19 protein-coding genes are annotated in these 18,147 nt (G+C 64.7%); 10 read left to right on the top strand and 9 right to left on the bottom strand.

Annotated elements, in window-relative coordinates; all coding sequences use genetic code 11:
* Positions 1–18 precede the first annotated feature (18 nt).
* Positions 19–312: a hypothetical protein gene (locus L1O02_RS27610; RefSeq protein WP_060837353.1), complete on the bottom strand. Its 294-nt coding sequence runs from the start codon at positions 310–312 to the stop codon at positions 19–21.
* A gap of 187 nt (positions 313–499) precedes the next feature.
* On the opposite strand from L1O02_RS27610, the gene L1O02_RS27605 reads away from it, so the two are divergent.
* The 5 genes from L1O02_RS27605 (at position 500) to L1O02_RS27585 (ending at position 4,951) form a co-directional block, all read left to right on the top strand.
* On the top strand, positions 500–805 hold the full coding sequence (locus L1O02_RS27605) for a MazG-like family protein (protein ID WP_235759070.1): 306 nt from the start codon (positions 500–502) through the stop codon (positions 803–805).
* Positions 802–1,551, top strand: coding sequence for a methyltransferase (locus L1O02_RS27600; protein WP_235759068.1), 750 nt, complete (start codon positions 802–804; stop codon positions 1,549–1,551). The genes L1O02_RS27605 and L1O02_RS27600 overlap by 4 nt, the downstream gene beginning before the upstream one ends.
* Positions 1,552–1,562: 11 nt before the next feature.
* A complete protein-coding gene (locus L1O02_RS27595) occupies positions 1,563–2,171 on the top strand; it encodes a DUF4136 domain-containing protein (RefSeq protein ID WP_060837355.1) in 609 nt (202 codons plus the stop codon).
* 36 nt (positions 2,172–2,207) lie between these two features.
* The gene (locus tag L1O02_RS27590; protein WP_060842377.1) at positions 2,208–2,765 is read left to right on the top strand and encodes a DUF4136 domain-containing protein; all 558 of its coding nucleotides are present in this window, start codon (positions 2,208–2,210) and stop codon (positions 2,763–2,765) included.
* Between the two features lie 167 nt (positions 2,766–2,932).
* Positions 2,933–4,951 carry a pilus assembly protein TadG-related protein gene (locus tag L1O02_RS27585; RefSeq protein WP_235759066.1) on the top strand — a complete coding sequence of 673 codons (2,019 nt, stop codon included), beginning with the start codon at positions 2,933–2,935 and terminating at the stop codon, positions 4,949–4,951.
* Here the strand turns inward: L1O02_RS27585 and L1O02_RS27580 are convergent.
* Positions 4,936–7,701 (bottom strand): PAS domain-containing sensor histidine kinase, encoded by a 2,766-nt coding sequence (locus L1O02_RS27580; RefSeq protein WP_235759064.1) that lies wholly within the window; start codon positions 7,699–7,701, stop codon positions 4,936–4,938. The two genes, L1O02_RS27585 and L1O02_RS27580, sit on opposite strands and share 16 nt — an antisense overlap.
* A complete protein-coding gene (locus tag L1O02_RS27575; RefSeq protein ID WP_060837359.1) occupies positions 7,698–8,135 on the bottom strand; it encodes a TadE/TadG family type IV pilus assembly protein in 438 nt (145 codons plus the stop codon). The genes L1O02_RS27580 and L1O02_RS27575 overlap by 4 nt, the downstream gene beginning before the upstream one ends.
* 73 nt (positions 8,136–8,208) lie before the next feature.
* Between L1O02_RS27575 and L1O02_RS27570 the strand changes: the two genes are divergently transcribed.
* Together L1O02_RS27570 and L1O02_RS27565 are read left to right on the top strand one after the other, a co-directional pair.
* On the top strand, positions 8,209–8,679 hold the full coding sequence (locus L1O02_RS27570) for an A24 family peptidase (RefSeq protein ID WP_235759062.1): 471 nt from the start codon (positions 8,209–8,211) through the stop codon (positions 8,677–8,679).
* Positions 8,680–8,804: 125 nt separating this feature from the next.
* Positions 8,805–9,596 (top strand): response regulator transcription factor, encoded by a 792-nt coding sequence (locus L1O02_RS27565; RefSeq protein ID WP_060837361.1) that lies wholly within the window; start codon positions 8,805–8,807, stop codon positions 9,594–9,596.
* 72 nt (positions 9,597–9,668) lie between these two features.
* Here L1O02_RS27565 and L1O02_RS27560 read toward each other — a convergent pair whose 3' ends face one another.
* Genes L1O02_RS27560 through cpaB form a run of 5 tightly spaced genes read right to left on the bottom strand, consistent with a single transcriptional unit; the run spans position 9,669 to position 14,889 of the window.
* Entirely contained in the window at positions 9,669–10,553 is an 885-nt protein-coding gene (locus L1O02_RS27560) for a type II secretion system F family protein (protein ID WP_060837362.1), read from the bottom strand.
* 1 nt (position 10,554) lies between these two features.
* A complete protein-coding gene (locus L1O02_RS27555) occupies positions 10,555–11,436 on the bottom strand; it encodes a type II secretion system F family protein (RefSeq protein ID WP_060837363.1) in 882 nt (293 codons plus the stop codon).
* Between the two features lie 16 nt (positions 11,437–11,452).
* A complete protein-coding gene (locus L1O02_RS27550) occupies positions 11,453–12,727 on the bottom strand; it encodes a CpaF family protein (protein WP_060837364.1) in 1,275 nt (424 codons plus the stop codon).
* On the bottom strand, positions 12,724–13,911 hold the full coding sequence (locus L1O02_RS27545) for a pilus assembly protein (RefSeq protein WP_235759060.1): 1,188 nt from the start codon (positions 13,909–13,911) through the stop codon (positions 12,724–12,726). The genes L1O02_RS27550 and L1O02_RS27545 overlap by 4 nt, the downstream gene beginning before the upstream one ends.
* A 39-nt stretch (positions 13,912–13,950) precedes the next feature.
* Complete coding sequence (gene cpaB, locus L1O02_RS27540; protein WP_108545995.1) at positions 13,951–14,889, bottom strand: Flp pilus assembly protein CpaB; 939 nt, start codon at positions 14,887–14,889, stop codon at positions 13,951–13,953.
* Positions 14,890–15,219: 330 nt separating this feature from the next.
* On the opposite strand from cpaB, the gene L1O02_RS27535 reads away from it, so the two are divergent.
* Genes L1O02_RS27535 through L1O02_RS27525 form a run of 3 tightly spaced genes read left to right on the top strand, consistent with a single transcriptional unit; the run spans position 15,220 to position 16,158 of the window.
* Complete coding sequence (locus tag L1O02_RS27535; protein ID WP_060837367.1) at positions 15,220–15,426, top strand: Flp family type IVb pilin; 207 nt, start codon at positions 15,220–15,222, stop codon at positions 15,424–15,426.
* A gap of 57 nt (positions 15,427–15,483) precedes the next feature.
* Positions 15,484–15,690 (top strand): Flp family type IVb pilin, encoded by a 207-nt coding sequence (locus tag L1O02_RS27530; protein ID WP_060837368.1) that lies wholly within the window; start codon positions 15,484–15,486, stop codon positions 15,688–15,690.
* A gap of 54 nt (positions 15,691–15,744) precedes the next feature.
* On the top strand, positions 15,745–16,158 hold the full coding sequence (locus L1O02_RS27525; protein ID WP_060837369.1) for a response regulator: 414 nt from the start codon (positions 15,745–15,747) through the stop codon (positions 16,156–16,158).
* Positions 16,159–16,312: 154 nt separating this feature from the next.
* On the opposite strand, the gene L1O02_RS27520 is transcribed toward L1O02_RS27525, so the two are convergent.
* Positions 16,313–17,989 (bottom strand): POTRA domain-containing protein, encoded by a 1,677-nt coding sequence (locus tag L1O02_RS27520; protein WP_060837370.1) that lies wholly within the window; start codon positions 17,987–17,989, stop codon positions 16,313–16,315.
* Positions 17,990–18,147: the final 158 nt, after the last annotated feature.

The following is an 18,147-nucleotide window of genomic DNA, read 5'->3' as shown; positions in this document are numbered from 1 at the left end:
CGAGGTTTTACCGCCGCGTCAGTGGATGATCCAGCTCAGCAGCCAGAGGCCCAGCACCAGCCAGATGATGCCGAGGATGATCGAGGCGCGCATGAAGGCGCGGATCGCCCAGTAGAGAAACATCAGGCCGACGATCAGGCCGATGATGCTGACGATCGACGTGTCCATGCCCAGGGCCCGGGCCAGCCCATCGACGAAGTTGCCGCCGGCGTGGGTCAGGCTGCCGAACAACCCGCTGAGCAGGTCGACGATGAAGCGGATGACCGAACCTATGGCCTGGCCAAGCCATTCGAAGAAGCTTTCTACCTGCATGTGTGTGTCCTGATCGACGAGGGGCCGGGTGCCCGCTCAACCTTGGGCCATGACTGCCCGTAGCGAGTTCCCGGTTCAGCATAGAAGCTGCCGGGGTCGCACATTCTGTAGGAGCCGGCCGGCCGGCGAAAGCGCTCTTGCGTCCCACGGCCATCCCCCGGAAGCTATACGCCTTCAGGAGACCCCGATGAACCTAGAGCAACTGACCCAACGCCTGCATGCCATCCGTGACCGCAACGACTGGCGGCAATTTCACAGCCCGAAGAACCTGGCCATGGCCGCCAGCGTCGAAATGGCCGAACTGGTGGAAATCTTCCAGTGGCTGACCGAGGACCAGTCCCGGCAACTGTCGGCGGACAAGCTGGCCCATGCCGGCCAGGAAGTGGGCGACATCGTCCTCTACCTGCTGTTGCTGTGCAGCGAATTGGGGCTGGACATGGACCAGGTGGTGCGCAGCAAGCTGGCGGACAGCGAACGGCGGTTCTGCTCATGAGCGACCGGCATTTCGACCAGTTGGCGACCCGTTTCGCCGAGAAGATCTATGGCGGTGCCAAGGGCGCGATCCGCCTCGCGGTGCTCCAGGCCGACCTCAAGGAAAGCCTGCCCCAGCGGCCGCTGCGGGTGCTGGATATCGGCGCGGGCCTGGGGCACATGTCCTTGTGGCTGGCCGAGCAGGGGCACCAGGTGACGCTGGCCGAGCCCGCCGCGCCGATGCTCGACGGTGCCCGCCAGCGCTTCGCCGAGGCCGGGCAGCAGGCGACCTTCATCCAGGCGCCCTGGCAGGAACTGCTGGGCCAACTGACCGAGCCCTACGACCTGGTGCTCTGCCATGCGGTGCTGGAATGGCTGGCCGAGCCCCACGCGATCCTGCCGGTGCTGCACCAGTTGACTCGCGTCGATGGCTGGTTGTCCCTGGCCTTCTACAACCGCGATGCGCTGGTCTACCGCAACCTGCTCAAGGGCCACTTCCGCAAGATGCGCAAGAACGACATGGCCGGTGAAAAGCAGAGCCTGACTCCGCAACAACCGCTTGATCCTCGCGAGCTGGCGGCGCAACTTGAAGGCTTGTGGCGAGTCGAAACCCAGAGTGGAGTGCGGGTTTTCCACGACTACATGCCGGTGGAGTTCCAGGCGCGAGCCGAGCTGACGGACCTGTTGCAAATGGAACTGGCTCACCGCCGACACCCAAGTTTCGCCGGCCTTGGGCGTTATCTGCATTGGCTGTGCCGGCCGGTCTAACGGAGTGCGCAATGAAACGCCGTCTGGGTCTGATCTTCCTGTGTTCGGGGCTTGCCGCCTGTCAGGGCAGCAACCCCTACGTCGCCAGTAGCAATCCCCTGCCGCCGGCGCCGCCGCAAGCGGCCAACACCTTCGACCGCAGCGCCTACCCGGCGCCGCCGCGCGATTATGGACGTTATCGCAACTGGGCCTGGCTCAATGGGCGCCTGCCCAACGGCTCGGCCTGGGCCGATTCGGCGCAGATCGCCGAGGCGGTGAGCAACGCTCTGGACCAGCAGGGCCTGCGTCCGGTGCTAGACCGGCGCCCGGCGGACCTGTGGGTCAGTGCCGACCTGCACCTGGAGAAGCGCCTGCGCCAGGTCCAGGACGACTACGGTTATGGCGGCTACGGCGGTTATAACCGCTATGGCCCGGGCTACGGCATGTACGGCAGCGTGCCGGTGGTGCGCACCTACGAAGTCGAAGTGGTGGTGGTTCGGGTCAATCTGTACGACGGCGCCAGTGGCCAGCCGGTATGGAGCGCCAGCGCCGAAACCAGCAGCCGCGGCAGCCTCGGCGAGCGCGCCGAGGCCTTGCGTGAGGCGGTGCAAAAGGCAATGGCGGCCTATCCTCCCAGTTAGGGCCACCGGTGGTTGTTCTTGAATCGGAGAATCAGCATGTTCCATCGAATCGCGTTACTGGTATGTGCCGCCTTGCTCAGTGCCTGTGCCGCCAACCAGGTCAATCATGATTTCGACGCCAGCCGGGACTTTGGCGCCTACCGCAGCTGGAGCTGGAAAGAACCCGCCCTGCAATATCGCCCCGATGATCCGCGGATCAAGAGCGACCTGACCGAGCAGCGCATCCGCCAGGCCGTCGCCGAGCAGTTGGACCAGCGTGGCCTGCGCCCGGTGCAGGGCCCTGCCCAGGCCGATCTCAAGGTCCAGGCATACCTGATCGTCGAGGACCGTCAGCAGCAGGTCACCACCAACTACGGTGGCGGTTGGGGCGGCCCCTGGAATGGCTACTGGGGCGGGCCGATGTACAACGAGACCCGCAACATCTCCTACAAGGTGGCGACCATCCAGATCGACCTGCTCGATGGCAAGGACGGCAAGCTGGTGTGGCGCGGCAGCGACGAGCAGTTGCTCAGCAGCTCGCCGAGCCCGGTGGATCGCAGCGCCGCGGTGCGTAATACGGTGATGCGTATCCTGCAGAACTACCCGCCGCACTAGGGCCTTGGGTCCCGCGCGGCACACGCCTCGACACTGACTGGCGGAGCACCCTGGCGCCGCCAGTCAGGCGAGCTGGCACCTTGCCAGCGACGGCCCGGCCTTTGACTACACTGCTGTGCATCGATGGAGTGCGCGCTCGGCCACGAGCCGGGAAAAGGAGTGCCCCGATGTCTCCCCTGAAGCGTTTTACCGGTCCGCGTCGCCAGCGTGGAGCCATTGGTCTGATGGCTGCCGTGACCATGGGGCTGGCGTTGTTGCTGATGGTCGTGGTGGTGGACAGCGGCCGGCTGTACATGGAGCAGCGCAAGTTGCAGCGGGTCGCCGACAACGCAGCCCTGGAGGCCGTGAGCCGGGGCGGCAACTGCCAGGCCGGCCTCAGCGCCGCGACCTATGCCGGACAGAGCGCGACCCGCAATGGTTTTACCGTCGACGCCGGCAGTACCCTGACGACCGCGTGCGGTGCGCTGACCACCGGGGCCAACAGCTTGCGCACCTTCAATGCCGACCCGGCGCAATCGGCGGCCGTGCGGGTAGTGGCGACCCACACGGTGCCCATCAGTGTGGCGTCGGGCATCGGGGCGCTGTTCACCCCGGGGCCGATCAACCTCAACACCCAGCTCAGCGCCACGGCGGTTGCCGCCGCGCCCACCCCGCCGCGGGCGCAACTGAGCATTCGCAGCACCCTGGCCACCGTCGACAGCACCAACTCACCGCTGCTCAACACCTTGGTGGGCAGCATGCTGGGCGGCAGCCTCAACATCAGCGCCGTGGGCTGGAATGGCCTGCTCAACAGCGACATCAACCTGCTGCGCTACCTCGACCAGTTGGCCATCGACCTGGGGGTTGCCGCGGGCAACTACAGCCAGTTGCTCAACACTCAGGCCAGCCTGACCCGGCTGATCCAGACCGCCGCCACCGTGGTCCAGGCCAATGGCGCGACGGCCGATGTGCTGGCGGCCCTGGGCGCCCTGCAAGTGGCGGTGAGCAGCCAGATCCCGCAACTCAAGCTGGGGGATATCCTCAAGTTGCAGACCGGTGCGGCGACCACCGCACTGGATGCCAATCTGCAACTCTTCCAGTTGCTGCAGGCGATGATCCAGTTGGCCAACAGCAAGAGCGCGGTGGCGGCGGTGGTGCCGGCCAACCTGCTGGGGCTGGCCAACGTCACCATCAGGGTCAAGGTCATCGAACCGCCGCAGTTCTCGGCGGTCGGCGATCCCCGGCTGGCCATCCTCGATCCCCTGGGCGCCAACCGCATCTATGTCCGCACGGCCCAGGTGCGCACCCTGGTGTCGGTCAACCTGACCGGATTGTCCGGGATCACCGGCCTGGCCAACGCCCTGCTGGGCCTGGTGAGTTCACTGACGCCGACCCTCAACAGCGTCCTGAGCCTGAACCTGGCGGCCACCATCAACTCCGTCGGTTGCCTGCTGGGCGCCGGCTGCCAGCAGGTCGATCCCGAGGTGCTGCCCACGGCGCGCATCGACATCAACCTGGAACTGGGGGGCGCCAAGGCCTACGTCACCAACTACAGCTGTCCGACGGACAACGCCGGCAGTAAAAGCCTCACGGTGCACAGCGAGTCGTCACTGGTCGATATCAAGGTCGGGCAGATCGATCCCAATACCGCCTTCTCCTCGGCAGCAGAACCGGTGGTGACGCCGGTGCCGATCGTCGACCTGGGGATCTGGACCTGCCACAAGATCCTCGGCATCGGCAGTTGCGGACCGGCGCGGACGGCGTTCGCCGCCGGCGGCATCGGGCTCAAGGTCGACAGTGCGCTGGGGCTCAGCCAGACCGGACCCAACGTCGGGCGCGACCTGGTGTACGCCAGCAGCGCGCCGCCGTTTCCCACGCCGCCCAACGTCAATCAGGCGCCGAGCTACCAGAACGCGGCGCCGACCAACAATCTGGTCAACAGCCTGTCGGGCGCTATTGCCGGGATCAGCCTGGAGGTGTACCAGCCGACCAGTGGCAATCTGCTGGGCTCGGTGGTGGCGGGGGCGGGAGGCGTGATCAATGGAGTGACCAGCCTGATCATGCCGCTGATCAGCAACCTCTTGAGCCCCTTGCTCGATCCGCTGCTCAACAGCCTGCTGGCGACCCTGGGCATCAAGCTGATGGACGTTGAGGTCGGGGCCAATCTCACCTGCGGGCAGACCGGCCGGGCCTACCTGGTGATCTGATCCGCCGGGGCAATCGGCAGCTCGATGCAAAAGCGCGCGCCGTCCACTCCGTTGCTGACGCTCAGGCGGCCGCCCATGTTTTCCACGATGCCGTAGCTCACCGAAAGCCCGAGCCCGGTGCCGATGCCCGCCGGCTTGGTGGTGAAGAAGGGTTCGAAGATCCGCTCCAGCAGGCGCGGGTCGATACCGCCGCCATTGTCCTCGACCCACAGGCGTACCCAGTGTTCGTCGCGCTGGCCATGCACGGCAATCCAGGGCTTGAAGGCTTGCCGCTGCTGTTGGCCCAGCAGCGCGTCCCGGGCATTGACCATGAGGTTGATCAGCACCTGCTCCAGCTGGTCGACGAAGCCCAGCACCTGCACCTCGAACCCCAGCTCGCTGATGCGCAGTTCGATCCCTTTGCCGCGCATGCCTTCGGCCAGCAGGGACAGGGTGCCCTCGATGGCCAGGGCCGGGTTGAAGGGTTGTTGTTCCACCTCCGAACGTCGGCCGAACACCCGCATGTGGTCCACCACCCGGGCGGCCCGCTGCACCTGGGTGTCGATGCGATGCAGTTTGTCGGTGAGGTAGTCGATCTGGATCTCGCCGCTGTTCAGGCGCTTGAGCACATTGACGATGGCCATGCGCATCACGTTCAGCGGCTGGTTGATTTCGTGGGCCAGGCCGGTGGCCATTTCCCCCAGGGTGGCCATTTTCGCGCTTTGCATGAGCTGCTGCTGGGCACGTCGGACTTCGGTGTTGTCGCGGCCCACGGCCTGGATCTCCAGCAACTGTCCCTGCTCATCGAAGACCCCGCGATCGGACCAGACCCACCAGGCGTGTTCACGCCCCGGCAGCTGCAGGCAGATCTCGGCGGTGCTGAGGGGAAACTCCGGGCTCAGCCGCTGGATCCTTCGCTCGAAACCTTCGCGCTGTTCGGCAGACAGCCATTGCCCAAGATTGCTCCCCGGCAGTTCCTCGGCGGGGCATTCCAGGTAGGCCGCCAGCGGCCGGTTGCCGAAGGTCAGGGTCAGGTCCGGGCGGTAGCGGCAGATCATCGCCGGCGAGTCTTCCACCAGGATCCGGTAGCGCTCCTCGCTCTGGCGCATCTGTTCGGCGGCCAGGGTCGCCTCGGTCACGTCCAGCCACAGGCCGACGGCCTCCACCGGTAGCCCCAGGTCGTCGCGCAACAGCTTGGCTTCATCCATGACCCAATGGAAAGCCCCATGGCGGTCGCGCAGGCGATAGCGGGCGTGGACGCTGCCTTCGCGCAACAACTGGCGGCAGCGCTGGAAATACAGGTCGTGGTCCTCGGGGTGCACCCAGTCCGCCAGGCCGGCCGCGGTGCAGTCCTCCAGGCTCCAGCCCAGCAGCGGTTGCAGGCTGGCGCTGAAAAAGCTCGGTTGCAGGGCGCCTTCCAGGTAGCGCTGGACGTAGATCACCGCCGGTGAGCTGGCAATCAGATTGTCCAGGCGCGCATGGGCCGCCGCCGCCTGTTGCTGCTGGTTCTTGATATCGCTGATGTCCAGCATGAAGCCCAGGAGCCGCTGTTGTTCCCCTCGTCCCAGGGACTGGCCCTGCAAGCGGTACCAGCGTGGCGGCAGGCTCGGGTCCGGCCCGGGCAGGCGCACGCAGAGCAGCAGCGGCTTGCCCAGGGTCAGGGCGTGCAGGCGGCTGGCCAGTTCGCCGCGGTCGGCGGGGTGAATCAGCTCCAGCCAGTCCTGGACCGGCAGCCTGTTGCACGAGTCGGGCAGCTGCAGACTGGCGACCAGCTGACTGGCCAGCTCGATCTCGGCGGTCTCTGGGCACAATTCCCACCAGCCCGCGCCCAACAGGCCCTGCAGTGCCTCCAGGCGTTCCAGATGCAGGTGGTTGCGTTGTTCGCGCAGGCGCTCGAGCAAGGGCTCGGCCAGGGCCGCAGTGAGCATCAGCCAGTCGCGTTCCAGCAGGTGCGGCGCCTGCTGTTGCACGGCGTAACAGCCGCACAGCAACCAGGCGGCGACACCGTGAGCGTCCCGGTAGGGCACCAGGAAGCCTTCGCGGTGACCGAAGATCCCCTGCAGGCGCGGGTGTTCATTCAGGCCCTGGATGTGATTCAGGTGCAGCGGGGCATTGCCGCTCAGGCTGTCCAGGCCGCTACCCAGAACCTGGCCGTCCTGCCACAGCCGGGGGGCGTCGTGGGCGCTGTAGCCGCTGTGCAGTACCCAGGTTTGTTCCTCGTCGTCGAGCAAGGCCAGGCCCACGCAAGGGATGTGGCAGTAGCGGGCCAGGTCGGTGAGTTGGTCGAGCAGCACGTCCGGCAGCCGGCTCAGGGTGCACAGGCGGATCTGCTCGTTGATCTGCGTGGCGAAGATCTGGCATTGCTCCCGGCTCAGGGCCTGCTGGCGCTGTTGGATCAGGTCGCCGATGTCCAGCAGTTGCAGCAGCCACTGGCTGCCACAGCTCTGGACCCAGCCGCGCAGGTGCAGGGTCTGGCCGCCCAGTCCGCGCAGGTCCAGATCCAGCACCTGTGCGCTCCAGTCGGTGGGGTGCCCCTCCAGGGCCAGGGCGCAGCCGGGCAGGGCGTAGTCCATCAGGTGGTGGGGCTCGGGCGAGGGCGGCAACTGCGCCAGCGCATGGCGCAGCGGTCCGCTGCTGGTGAGGATCCGCCCCTTCGAATCCAGCACCAGTTGCAGGCCGACGGCCTGGGCCGGCAACGGGGCCTGGGGTTCGTCGGCGGGCGCTGGCTGGCGGCCCAGCAGGCGCCCGAACAGCTTGTCGCTGGCGTTCAAAATTGCACGCTCGAGAGGGCGGACAGGGTAGTGGGCAAGTTGGGGACCGGGCCTATCACCGGCAACACCAGGCGCGGCAGCACCTGGGTGAGCTTCGCGGTGGGGTAGTCGATGCGCACGGTGAGCACGCCATTGGCATACACCGCGCTGTAGTCGGTGGCGGCGAAGTTGAAGAGGGTTGGAATCCACAGGGTCTGGGCCTGCACCACGCTATTGGCCAGGTTCTGCACCGTGGTGGCGTAGTTGGCGCTGTTGGGATCCACCGCCACGGCGCGGCGCACGGCCTCGGCGGTGGCCTGGTTGAAGGACTGCATCATCAACAGCGGCAGGCTGTAGCTGACCAGACCGTAAAACACCGCGAAGAAGATCACGAACACCGCCGCGAACTCGATGGCTGCAGCGCCCTTCTGCTTGCTGGGGAGGCCCGGTTTCATGAGTGCGTCTACCCTGACAGTCACTATGTCCATTGAGCATAGAATCAATCCGGTAAAAGGAGCTTTTTAGCTGATGCATTTCTGGGTTCTGTGGATCTGGCTGGGGCTCTGCGCGGTGCAGGACCTGCGTCAACGGCATATTGCCAACACCTTGACGCTGGGCGCCGCGCTGCTGGCGAGCGGCTACCTGCTGTGGACCGGCAGCACCTGGCTGGGCGCTGCGGCTGCCCAGGGCGGCTGGGCATTGTTGCTGGCCCTGCTGCTCACCCTGCCGGGGTACGCCATGGGGCGGATGGGGGCGGGGGACGTCAAGTTGATGGCCGCCCTGGGACTGGCCAGCGATCCCGAACATCTGCTGGGGGCGTTTATCGGCGCCGGGGTCTGCAGCCTGCTGTGGCTGCTGCTCGTCCCCGGGCTCCGACTCGCAGCGAAACAGGGGCTTGAGCCACAAACCGAGACCTGCGCCACGGGGCTGTCAAAAAAATACCCGTTCGCCCCCTTTGTCCTGGCTGGAATGGTCTTAACTGTGTGCGTGATCCACTAGTCGCCGGGCCGATTAATGCTATGTACATAGTCGGAAAGTAGGTCTAGGTTTTAAGTCGTGGCTGCCCGGATCCTGCGGGCAGGACAGGAGTGGTCAATCGGCGATTGGCCCGCACGGAGTCGCACGTGAACAATCTCACCTCCCAGATGAAAGTGCTCGTGGTTGATGATCAGCCGCTGATTGTCGAAGAGCTTTGCGAGTTTCTTGAAAACAGCGGTTACCGCTGTGTCCCTTGCGAGTCCGCCCGCCAGGCGGTGGAGTGCTTCAACAGGGACCCGGACATTTCCCTGGTGCTCTGCGACCTGCACATGCCCGACATGGACGGGATCCAACTGGTGCAGGAACTGCAGCGCCTGGCCGGCAAGCAACGGGTGTTCGAAGCCATCATGCTCACCGGGCAGTCCGACAAGCAGGACGTGATCAAGGCCATGCGTGCCGGCATCGCCGATTACTACCAGAAACCCATCGACCTGGATGAACTCCTCGAAGGCCTGCAACGTCAGGAAGTCGCCTTGCAGGAGCGGCAGAAGAACCTGCACCTGGGGCATCTGAACCAGAAGCTGCAGTTCCTCTCCGAATCCATCGACGACCTGTACCAGGACCTGGACAAGGTCCGGCGCACGCCAGCCGCCAGCCGCGCCGAGGAGTCCCTGGACGAGGGCAGTGGCGATGCGGACCCGTTCGAAGTGCCGGCGATCTTCAACCAGCTCTCCCCACGCCAGCTGGATGTGGCGCGACTGGTGGGCAAGGGGCAGACCAACTACCAGATCGCCTGTGAACTGGGGATCACCGAAAACACCGTCAAGCTCTATGTTTCCCAGGTCCTGCGGCTGACCCACATGCACAACCGCACGCAACTGGCCCTGGCCTTGTCGCCGAGCAATTCGGGACTGCGCCAGCGAGTCACCGCCCACTGAGGCTGTCGCAGCCGGCGGCGGGCCATTCGCCGCCGGCTGCGACACTCTCGCCCCTGTCCAGCCGGCCAAGGCTCAGTAGGCAAAGGCCCGGGCAATGGCGGTAAAGCCGGGCCCGGCCAGCACGATCAGCAGGGCGGGAAACAGAAACAGCATCATCACCACCGACATCTTGGCCGACATTTTCGAGATGTATTCCTGCAAGCGTGTCAGGCGCCGGTCGTCGAGCAATTGCTTGAGGGCCTGCAGGGATTTCATCGCGCCGCCACCTTGCAGGATCAGTTGCTGGAGAATCACGCAGGTGTCGGTGAACTCGTCCACCGCCAGCAGGGTCGCGGTCTTGTTGAGTTCCTGGCCCAGCTCCAGGCCTGAGTCCACCCGTGCCAGGATCAGGCGCAGTTCGTGGGTCAGTTCCGGCAGCAGTTTTCCGGCCTCGTTGCTCAGGACCCGCAGCGCCTGCTCCACCGCCATGCCCGACTCGAACAGGATGCGCAGCAAGGGAATGAAGGTGGAGATCTCCAGGGCGATGTGTTTTTGCCGGCGTTGGGCGGCGTAGGCCAGGACCCGCTTGGGCAGCAGGTAGCCGGCGCCGGCGGCGAGCATCGGTGTCAGCCAGTGGCTCTGGGCTTCGGGAAACGCCACCTCCTGGATGAAGATCACCAGGCACACGGCTACCACCGGGGTGCCGATCTGGCAGGCCGCGAACAGTGAACGCTGCGCGGACCGGCGCCAGCCCAGGCGATTGAGCAGGGTCTGGGTTTCGCTGTCCATGTTCACCGCGCGTTGGCCGAAACGACTGTTGCCCAGCCGCCGCAGCCAACTGCCCAGGCGGTTGTCGCGGGTCATGTGGCCCTGCAGCCGCTGGGCAATCTGGCGCTCGCGCCGGCGTTGCGTCAGCAGGCCGTTACTGAGCAGCAGCAAGGCCCCGAGAAACAGCAGCGCAGCAGCCAGCAGAAGCATTTCAGATACTCCTCAACATGCGCCACAGGGCCAGGCAACCGAAGATCTGCAGGCACACCGCGGTGATCAGCATCGCCTGGCCGGAAGGGTCGTGCCACATGCCCAGCATGTAGCCCGGATTGGTGAGCATGAAGTAGCTCACCAGCAGCAGCGGCAGGCTGCCCAGGACCCAGGCCGTCATGCGGGTTTCCCCGGTCATTGCGCGCAACTGCCGGGCCCCTTGCTCGCGCTCACGGATCAGCTTGATCAGGTTCTCCAGCAACTCGCTCGCGTTGCCGCCGTAACGGTGGTTGACCTTCAGCCCCAGGGCGAACATGCGCAGCTCGTCCTGTTCGTAGAACTCGGCGAAATCACTGACCGCGTCCGGCAGGTTGACCCCCAACTGCACGTTGCGCTGGATGCGTCCCATGGCTTGCTTGAGTGGGTCGTTGCTGGCCTCGATGGCGCCCAGCACGGCATCCGCCAGGGTGCGTCCGGACTTCAGGCTGCGCACGCTGTGATCCAGCAGCGCGGGCAGTTGTTCGATCATGCGCTTGAGCCGGCGCTGATACAGCCAGGCAATGGACAGGCGCAGCAACAGGGGCGGCAGCAGCACGCAAGCCAGCAGGCCAAGCCAGTCTCCCAGCAGGTAACCCAGCAGGGTCAGTACCGCCCAGACCGCCAGCCACAGGCCCAGGCGCTCCGTGGGCTGGCCCAGGCCAGCGCGGGCGAAGGCCTGGTCCAGGCCGGTCCATGAACGGCGTTGCGGGTTGAGTTCGGGTTGCCCCTGAGCCAGGCGATTGAGCACGCGCTCGCGCTCGGTCTTGCGCACGCCGTGGTAGAACAGCCATCCGGAAAGCCCCAGTAGCAGCAGGCAGATCAAGGTAAGCAGCAGGCCGATCATGGGCCACCTCGGCGGTTCAGTTGATGCCCAGTCCGCTCTCGCGGCGCAGTTTGTCGCCTGCCGGGTTCAGCGCCTCGCGCTCAAAACCCAGGCCGTTGCGGCGGTTCAGGCGAAACAGGGTATTGGTGACGTAGATGTCCTCGCGGATGCCCACCACCTCCACCACTTCACTGACGCAGCGGCGGCCGTCGGGCAGGCGGGTCAGTTGGATCACCACGTCCAGGGCCGCGCAGATCATCTGCCGCAGGGTGCGCTCGGCCACCTGGCGCCCGGTCAGGCCCACCAGGGTTTCCAGGCGCAGCAGGGCGTCCTGGGCGTTGTTGGCGTGCACCGTACTCATGGAGCCGTCATGGCCGGTGTTCATGGCCGTCAGGACATCCAGCACTTCGACGCCGCGGATCTCGCCGAGGATGATCCGGTCCGGGCGCATCCGCAGGGCGTTGCGGATCAGGTCGCTGGCCTTGACCTCGCCGTGCCCTTCGGCATTGGGCGGACGGGTTTCCAGGCGCACCACGTGGGGATGCCCCAGTTGCAGCTCGGCCACGTCTTCGATGGTGACCAGGCGCTCGTGGGGGTTGATCAACTGGCTGAGAATATTCAGCAGGGTGGTCTTGCCGGTGCCGGTGCCGCCGCTGATGAGAATGTTGCAGCGCTTGCCCACAGCGTCCTGGAGGAACTCGAAGATCGCCAGATCGATGGTCTGCATGGCGATCAGGTCGCTGCTCTTGAGCATGTCCTTGCGAAACTTGCGGATCGACAGGCAGGGGCCGTCCAGGGCAATGGGGGGAATGATCGCGTTGACCCGGCTGCCGTCGGGCAGGCGCGCGTCGACCATGGGCGAGGATTCGTCGAGGCGCCGGCCCAGGGGCGCGAGAATCCGTTGCATGACCCGCTCCACGTGGTGCGCGTCGATGAAGCGCAAGTCGCTCTGGTGCAGCACGCCATCGCGTTCGACGAACACCCGGTGCGGGCCGTTGACCAGAATCTCGGTGACTGCCTGATCGCGCAGCAAGACTTCCAGGGGGCCGAAACCGGTGAGTTCGTCGACGATCTCCTCGGCCAGACGCTCCATTTCATAGCGGGAAATCGCCAGGTGCATGCGCGCGATGTACTCCGCCACCTTGTCGGTGACGAACTGCGAGAGGTTCTGCCGGGAGCTCTCCAGCAGGTTTCTGCCCGACTCTTCGATGGCATCGATGATGTAGCGATGCAGCACCAGTTTCAGGCCTTCGTGGTCGCTGTTGCCCGGCACCGTGCGGGTCGAGGCGCCGAAGAGTTTTTCTCCGCTCATTTGCCCCCCATGATTCGATTGAGCCAGCCACCCTTGGGTCGGGCCAGTCCTTCGGAGCGCTTGGCCAGGCGCTCGCCGAGGGTTTTCAGGCTTTGCGTCAGGGCCTCGCGAGGGGCCATTTCAAACAGGGTCACGCCCTGGTTCTTGGCATTCAGGCGCACCTCCGGGCTGTAGGCCAGCACCGCGATCACTTCCAGGCCGAAGGTCTTGCCCAGGGTTTCGGAGTCCGGCGCGACGGCTTTCAGGTAGCGGTCCACCAGCAAGCGTGCGTGATCGAGCTTCATGCCCTTTTCGCGCCAGTGGTTGAGCACCGCCAGGTTGCGCCGGCAGGCGAGGACGTTCTGGTCGGTGCACCAGATCAGCTTGTCGCAATGGCTGACAAAGGTGCGCAGTGCCTCGCTGTCCGGCTGTCCCACCAGGTTCACCACGATGTGCTGGAAGTGCTGGCGCAGGGCACTGAGCAGCATGTACAGCTCTGCGGCGCTGGTGTGTTCCAGAGGCTCGTCGTGGGGGGCGTAGGCGAGGATCCGCAAGCCGGCCTCGGCACTGGTGAAGGCGCTGTCGATCAGGGTCGCATCCAGACGCCGCAGGTGACGCAGGGCATCGCCGAAGTGGAAGGAGCTCTCCAGTCCCAGCAAGGCCAGGCTGTCGCCCCGGGGCAGGCCGAGGTCCAGCAGCAGGGTCTGCTGGCCGCTCTTTTGCACCACCTGGGCCATGTGCCCGGCCAGCAGGGCGCCGTCACCGTCGGCCTGGACCCCGTAGAGCACGGTCAGGCCCCCCAGCTGGGTATTGGGGGTGACCGCCGGCAGGCGTTTGCTCAAGCGCCGCACCAGCCCGGCGACTTCGCTGGAGCGTGAGCCGTAGGCGACGAAATCCCGCGCCCCGGCGCGCATCGCGTTGAGTACCAGCTGATTGTCCATGCCGTCGCCGAGGGCGACGATCGCCAGCATCGGCTTGGCCTCCAGGGCGCCTTCGATCAGTGCGGCCTGGGCCACCACGTGCTCGCGGTCGAGGCCGACGAACACCAGGTTGGCGAAGGTCACGTCCACCAGCGCCAGCAGTTCGTCGAGACTGCCGTCGGCGCCCACCACCTGGCCCAGGGGCGCGAGGGCGCCTTGCAGCCATTCGAGGTCGGTGCTGTTGCGGGTGATGGCAAGAAAGGTCTGGTTCAGGCTTTGACTCATGGTGATAGCCCGCTGCGCATGTCGAGAATCCTCGCCTGATCAGGGCGTTTGTTGAGTGATCTGGTTGCCGCGAATCACCTCCACCGCTGATCGTGGTGCGCCGTTTTGCTGGGCAACCTGACTGCGGGGGGCATTGCCGAGCGCCAACTGGGTGAACTGAAACAAATTGCTGTTGGCCACATCGAGGTGGCTGACCGCGTTTTTGTCGCCAGCCCAGTACTGGGCCAGGCGCTGTTCCTCGCTGCTGCGAACCGCCAGGCGCAGTACGCCGACCTGGGTGGCGAGCATCAGGCGGCTCAAAAGTTGTTCGGGAACGGCCAGGACCACGGTGCGAGCGGCGACCCGGCGCTGGTCCTGCTTGAGCTTTTCTTCGTTGCTCAGCGCAGGGGTGGCGGGCTGTCCGTCGTTGGTCAGCCCCAGCTGTTCGCCGACCGCCAGCACGCGCATCGCCGGGACCGCGATCTGCGCCGACTGCTGCAGATTGGTGGTGTCCTGGCGCAGGAACAGCAGCACGTCGACATAGTCCCCTGGGCTCAGTTGCCCGGCGGCGCCTATCACTTCATCCACCGCCACGGCCAGCGCGCGCTCGTCACGGCGAATCATTCGGGCCAGGGCCCCACCGCTGTCGAAACTCTGGGCGTTGAGCCAGGTCCCGGCGCTCAGTTGCCGCCAGGGCGTGCGTCCCACCGCCTGATCGATTGCGCTGAGGCTGCCGGCCGGTGCGGTGCGCAGTTTTTCCAGCGCCAGATCGGCGGCGGTAAGGGGAACGAAAGGAGGTACGTCGCGCACCACTACCACCACGGGCTGGCGGGTCTGGTCTTCGGCGCTGGCAGTGGTTTTTTCAACCATGCTCGGGGCTGCCGGGGCAGGCGCGGTGGTGGGCGCAGGCTGGCGGCTGAGTACCAGCCCCCAGTAACCGAAAAACACCGCACCTAGCAGTAGAAGCCCAGCCAGGCCTATGGTGACGCGACTGTTCATAAAGGCTCTCCCTATCCTGCTGCATTACCAGTCGGCGCTTCCAAACGAGTTAACTTCGCAACTAGGCAGCTATGAACATGCAACTATTTCGCTATGTGAAGGTAGTAGAGCTAGGACGAAATGCCATTAACTCGCGGAAAAATTGCACACAAAAGCAGGCTGCTCTCAATTGGAGGAGAGTTTTTGGTGTCAGCCTTCCAATTAATACTTAGTGATTAATCCGTTCTTACAGTTGCTGGTCGCCACTTTGTTGACAATGCTCAAGTTGCACCGGGGAATCGTGTTCCGGTGCGCTTGCATCGGCGCCCTCTGGCGCCCAGGAGAACTAGGATGATCCTTCAATATTTGTGGCTCAGGGCGCGCCTGTTTTTTGACCGTACCGACGGCGCTTCGGCGATCGAGTACGCGATTGTGGTGGCCATGGTTGCGGTTGTGGTGGTGGCGTTCGTGACCCCTCTGGGCAATCGGGTACTGGCCATTTTCAACAACGTTCTGGTTGCCCTGGGAGGAGCCACGGTCACTCGTCCAGTTCCATGATTCAACGCATGAGTGCTTCGCCGGCTGTAGCTGCGATCGATAAATCGGAGGTGCTTCATGCTGCTTGACTACCTGCTGCTTCGCTTGCGTCTGTTCCTGGCCAGAACCCACGGCGCATCGGCCATCGAGTACGCGATCGTGGTGGCCATGGTTGCCGTGGTCGTGGTGGTGTTCGTGACGCCGATGGGTGACCGGGTCCTGGCCATCTTCAACAACATCCTCGTTGCCATGGGAGGTGCCACGGTTACCCGCCCCGTGCCTTGAGACCGGCGATTGCTCCTGTGAAGGCCGTCGGACAGTCAGTTCAAGGTAATGTCGATGAATAGTGCTTCCCCCCCACGCCAGCAACTGCTTCTGGTCGACGATGAAGAAGACGCGCTGCTGGAACTCACCGAGCTGCTGGAAGGTGAGGGCTTCTGTTGCTTCACCGCAACTTCGGTGAAGCTGGCGCTGGAGCACCTCACCCGCCATCCGGACATCGCGCTGGTCATCACCGACCTGCGTATGCCGGAAGAAAGCGGGCTGTCGTTGATCAAGCGCCTGCGTGAACACACCTCGCGACAGCATCTGCCGGTCATCGTCATGTCCGGCCATGCCGATATGGACGACGTCAGCGATCTGCTGCGCCTGCAGGTACTCGACCTGTTCCGCAAGCCGATCTATCACGTGCGCCTGCTGGAAACCCTGAACAATCTGTTTCCCCAACCCCGGCTGCATATCGTCGGCCCCTGAGCGCCAGCGGCGGTCCCGGTTCAAGCCCTTCGGCTTGCCGGGGCGGCGGCGCCTGTTGCAAACGCCCCTCAAACACCAGTGCCTTGAACCCTTTGGCTGTGGCGTCCTGCGGGCAGAAAAAGGCCTGCAATAGCAGGCCTCGGTGGTGCAGGGCTCAGAGTTGGTAGCTGAAGCTCAGGGTGTAGCGCGGTCGGCGGTTGTAGGTGTCCAGGGCTTCATCGGACATCGGCTTGGCCGCCTCCAGGGCGATGTTGTAGTGCTTGGCGTCGCCGAAGCGCACCCCCAGCGCCGCCGACGACAGATTGCTGCCCTTGACCGGCAACTGGTTGAACCAGGTCTTCGAGCGGTCCAGCACTACATAGGGCTGCAGCACCCGCACCCAGGGGCCTTCGCGGTTGAAGCTGTAGTTCACCTCGTAGGCGACGCCCCAGCCCTTGTCGCCGGTGGCCTGATCATCGGGGTAGCCGCGAGCGAAGTTCTGGCCACCGAAGCTGGCTCGTTCACTGTCGGGCAGGTTGTCCGCGCTCCAGTACAGGGCGCCGGAAAGCACTCCTTGCCAGTTGTCGAAGAAGCGGTCGCTCTGTACCCCCGCCAGGCGCAGGCGGAAGAAGTCCAGGTCATAGAGTTCGTTGTTGGTGTTGGCCCCCATGCTGTCCAGGCCGCGGTACAGGCCGGCGCTGAGAATCCGCAATTGCCGTGGATCGGATTTGCTCCAGTCGCCTTCCAGTGCCAGGGCGCGGATATCGGTTTTTTCTTCCAGGGTCAGAGGGCTGTTACTGACCCGGTAGCGGGTCTTGTCGTTCACCGCATACAGGCGTGTTCCGACGCTGAGCATCTCATTGGGCGAGGCGATGAAGGGGTGGCTGACGCCGATGGAAAAACGGTCGTTCTCGCGATGGGGTTCAAGCTCCAGGCCGTTGCTCAATTGCACGTTGCTACGCGGATCGCTGCGGTAGCGTGCGCCGTAGAGATTCAGTTGCGTGCCTTCCGAGCCCAGCAACTGGCTGTAGTCCAGGCGGTAGTAGTGCTCCTTGTCCTTGCCGGGCGGGAACAGGCCGCTGAGGCTGAGCTGTTCGCCCCAGGCGGTTTGCGAATTGCTGATGATGCCCACCAGGGCCTGCAGGCCGTTGCGGTTGTCATCGGTGCTGTTGAGGGTGGTGGTGATGGATTTGCGACTGGCCACCGCCACCAGCCGGGTCGCGCCGTCAGTGGTTCCGGGCGGCGGCACCACCGCTTGCAGCGTCACCCCGGGTACCCGGCTCATCAGGGTGGTGTAGCGCTCGAAAGTCTTGCGGGTCAGTGGGCGCTCGGCCTTGAGCTTGCTCACCAGTTTGTCCAGGTAGGCCGACACCGGGCCGATATCGCCCTGCAGCTGGTAGTCCTTGATATAGCCTTCGACCAGTACCACCCGCAGCACGCCCTGATCGAAGCTCTGTTGCGGCATGAAGGCGTAGGACAGCAGGTAGCCGTCGTTCTGATAGCGCCGGGTGATGTCGCGGGTGGCCTCGATCAATTGACTGAAGCTGGTTTCGTGACCGATCAGCGGCTGGTAGACGGCCGCCAGTTGTTCCAGGGGATAGACGGTGCCGCCTTCGATCTGCACCTGGCGCACCGTGACCTTGGTCCCCATCATCAGGGGCTGTTGCCCCTGGGGGGCTGCGGGTTGCTCGGGCGTCTGCAACTGCGGAGTGGCCGGACGATAGGCGTCCACTGGCAAGTTGGGCTGGGGCAGGTTGTTGATGCTGTCGTTGCTGTTGAGAAAGCGGGGAAGGGTGTCGGCGTAAGCGGAGGTGCAGCATCCAATCAACAACAAACTGGCCAATGTGCGCATAGGACACTCCATGGTCAAACTGCGGTGGCGCCAATAGTCCTCATACCTGGCGTTGTTCAGGGTCTTGGCCTTGATCGCACGCCGGGATGCCATGCTCTGGATAAAAAAAGCGAGAGATTCATCTGAATCCCTCGCTCTCAACCAAGCGTAGGCGCTGT

The sequence above is a fragment of the Pseudomonas sp. BC42 genome (assembly GCF_021560055.1).
In the GTDB taxonomy this organism is placed as follows: Bacteria; Pseudomonadota; Gammaproteobacteria; order Pseudomonadales; family Pseudomonadaceae; genus Aquipseudomonas.
The sequence above is the reverse complement of the archived record's forward strand: the minus strand, read 5'-3'. Positions and strand labels throughout refer to the sequence as shown.

Coding starts and splice junctions, on each gene's coding strand:
- L1O02_RS27610 (WP_060837353.1), bottom strand. CDS start 312: ATGCAGGTAGAAAGCTTCTTCGAATGGCTTGGCCAGGCCATAGGTTCG.
- L1O02_RS27605 (WP_235759070.1), top strand. CDS start 500: ATGAACCTAGAGCAACTGACCCAACGCCTGCATGCCATCCGTGACCGC.
- L1O02_RS27600 (WP_235759068.1), top strand. CDS start 802: ATGAGCGACCGGCATTTCGACCAGTTGGCGACCCGTTTCGCCGAGAAG.
- L1O02_RS27595 (WP_060837355.1), top strand. CDS start 1,563: ATGAAACGCCGTCTGGGTCTGATCTTCCTGTGTTCGGGGCTTGCCGCC.
- L1O02_RS27590 (WP_060842377.1), top strand. CDS start 2,208: ATGTTCCATCGAATCGCGTTACTGGTATGTGCCGCCTTGCTCAGTGCC.
- L1O02_RS27585 (WP_235759066.1), top strand. CDS start 2,933: ATGTCTCCCCTGAAGCGTTTTACCGGTCCGCGTCGCCAGCGTGGAGCC.
- L1O02_RS27575 (WP_060837359.1), bottom strand. CDS start 8,135: ATGAAACCGGGCCTCCCCAGCAAGCAGAAGGGCGCTGCAGCCATCGAG.
- L1O02_RS27570 (WP_235759062.1), top strand. CDS start 8,209: ATGCATTTCTGGGTTCTGTGGATCTGGCTGGGGCTCTGCGCGGTGCAG.
- L1O02_RS27560 (WP_060837362.1), bottom strand. CDS start 10,553: ATGCTTCTGCTGGCTGCTGCGCTGCTGTTTCTCGGGGCCTTGCTGCTG.
- L1O02_RS27555 (WP_060837363.1), bottom strand. CDS start 11,436: ATGATCGGCCTGCTGCTTACCTTGATCTGCCTGCTGCTACTGGGGCTT.
- L1O02_RS27550 (WP_060837364.1), bottom strand. CDS start 12,727: ATGAGCGGAGAAAAACTCTTCGGCGCCTCGACCCGCACGGTGCCGGGC.
- L1O02_RS27545 (WP_235759060.1), bottom strand. CDS start 13,911: ATGAGTCAAAGCCTGAACCAGACCTTTCTTGCCATCACCCGCAACAGC.
- cpaB (WP_108545995.1), bottom strand. CDS start 14,889: ATGAACAGTCGCGTCACCATAGGCCTGGCTGGGCTTCTACTGCTAGGT.
- L1O02_RS27535 (WP_060837367.1), top strand. CDS start 15,220: ATGATCCTTCAATATTTGTGGCTCAGGGCGCGCCTGTTTTTTGACCGT.
- L1O02_RS27530 (WP_060837368.1), top strand. CDS start 15,484: ATGCTGCTTGACTACCTGCTGCTTCGCTTGCGTCTGTTCCTGGCCAGA.
- L1O02_RS27525 (WP_060837369.1), top strand. CDS start 15,745: ATGAATAGTGCTTCCCCCCCACGCCAGCAACTGCTTCTGGTCGACGAT.
- L1O02_RS27520 (WP_060837370.1), bottom strand. CDS start 17,989: ATGCGCACATTGGCCAGTTTGTTGTTGATTGGATGCTGCACCTCCGCT.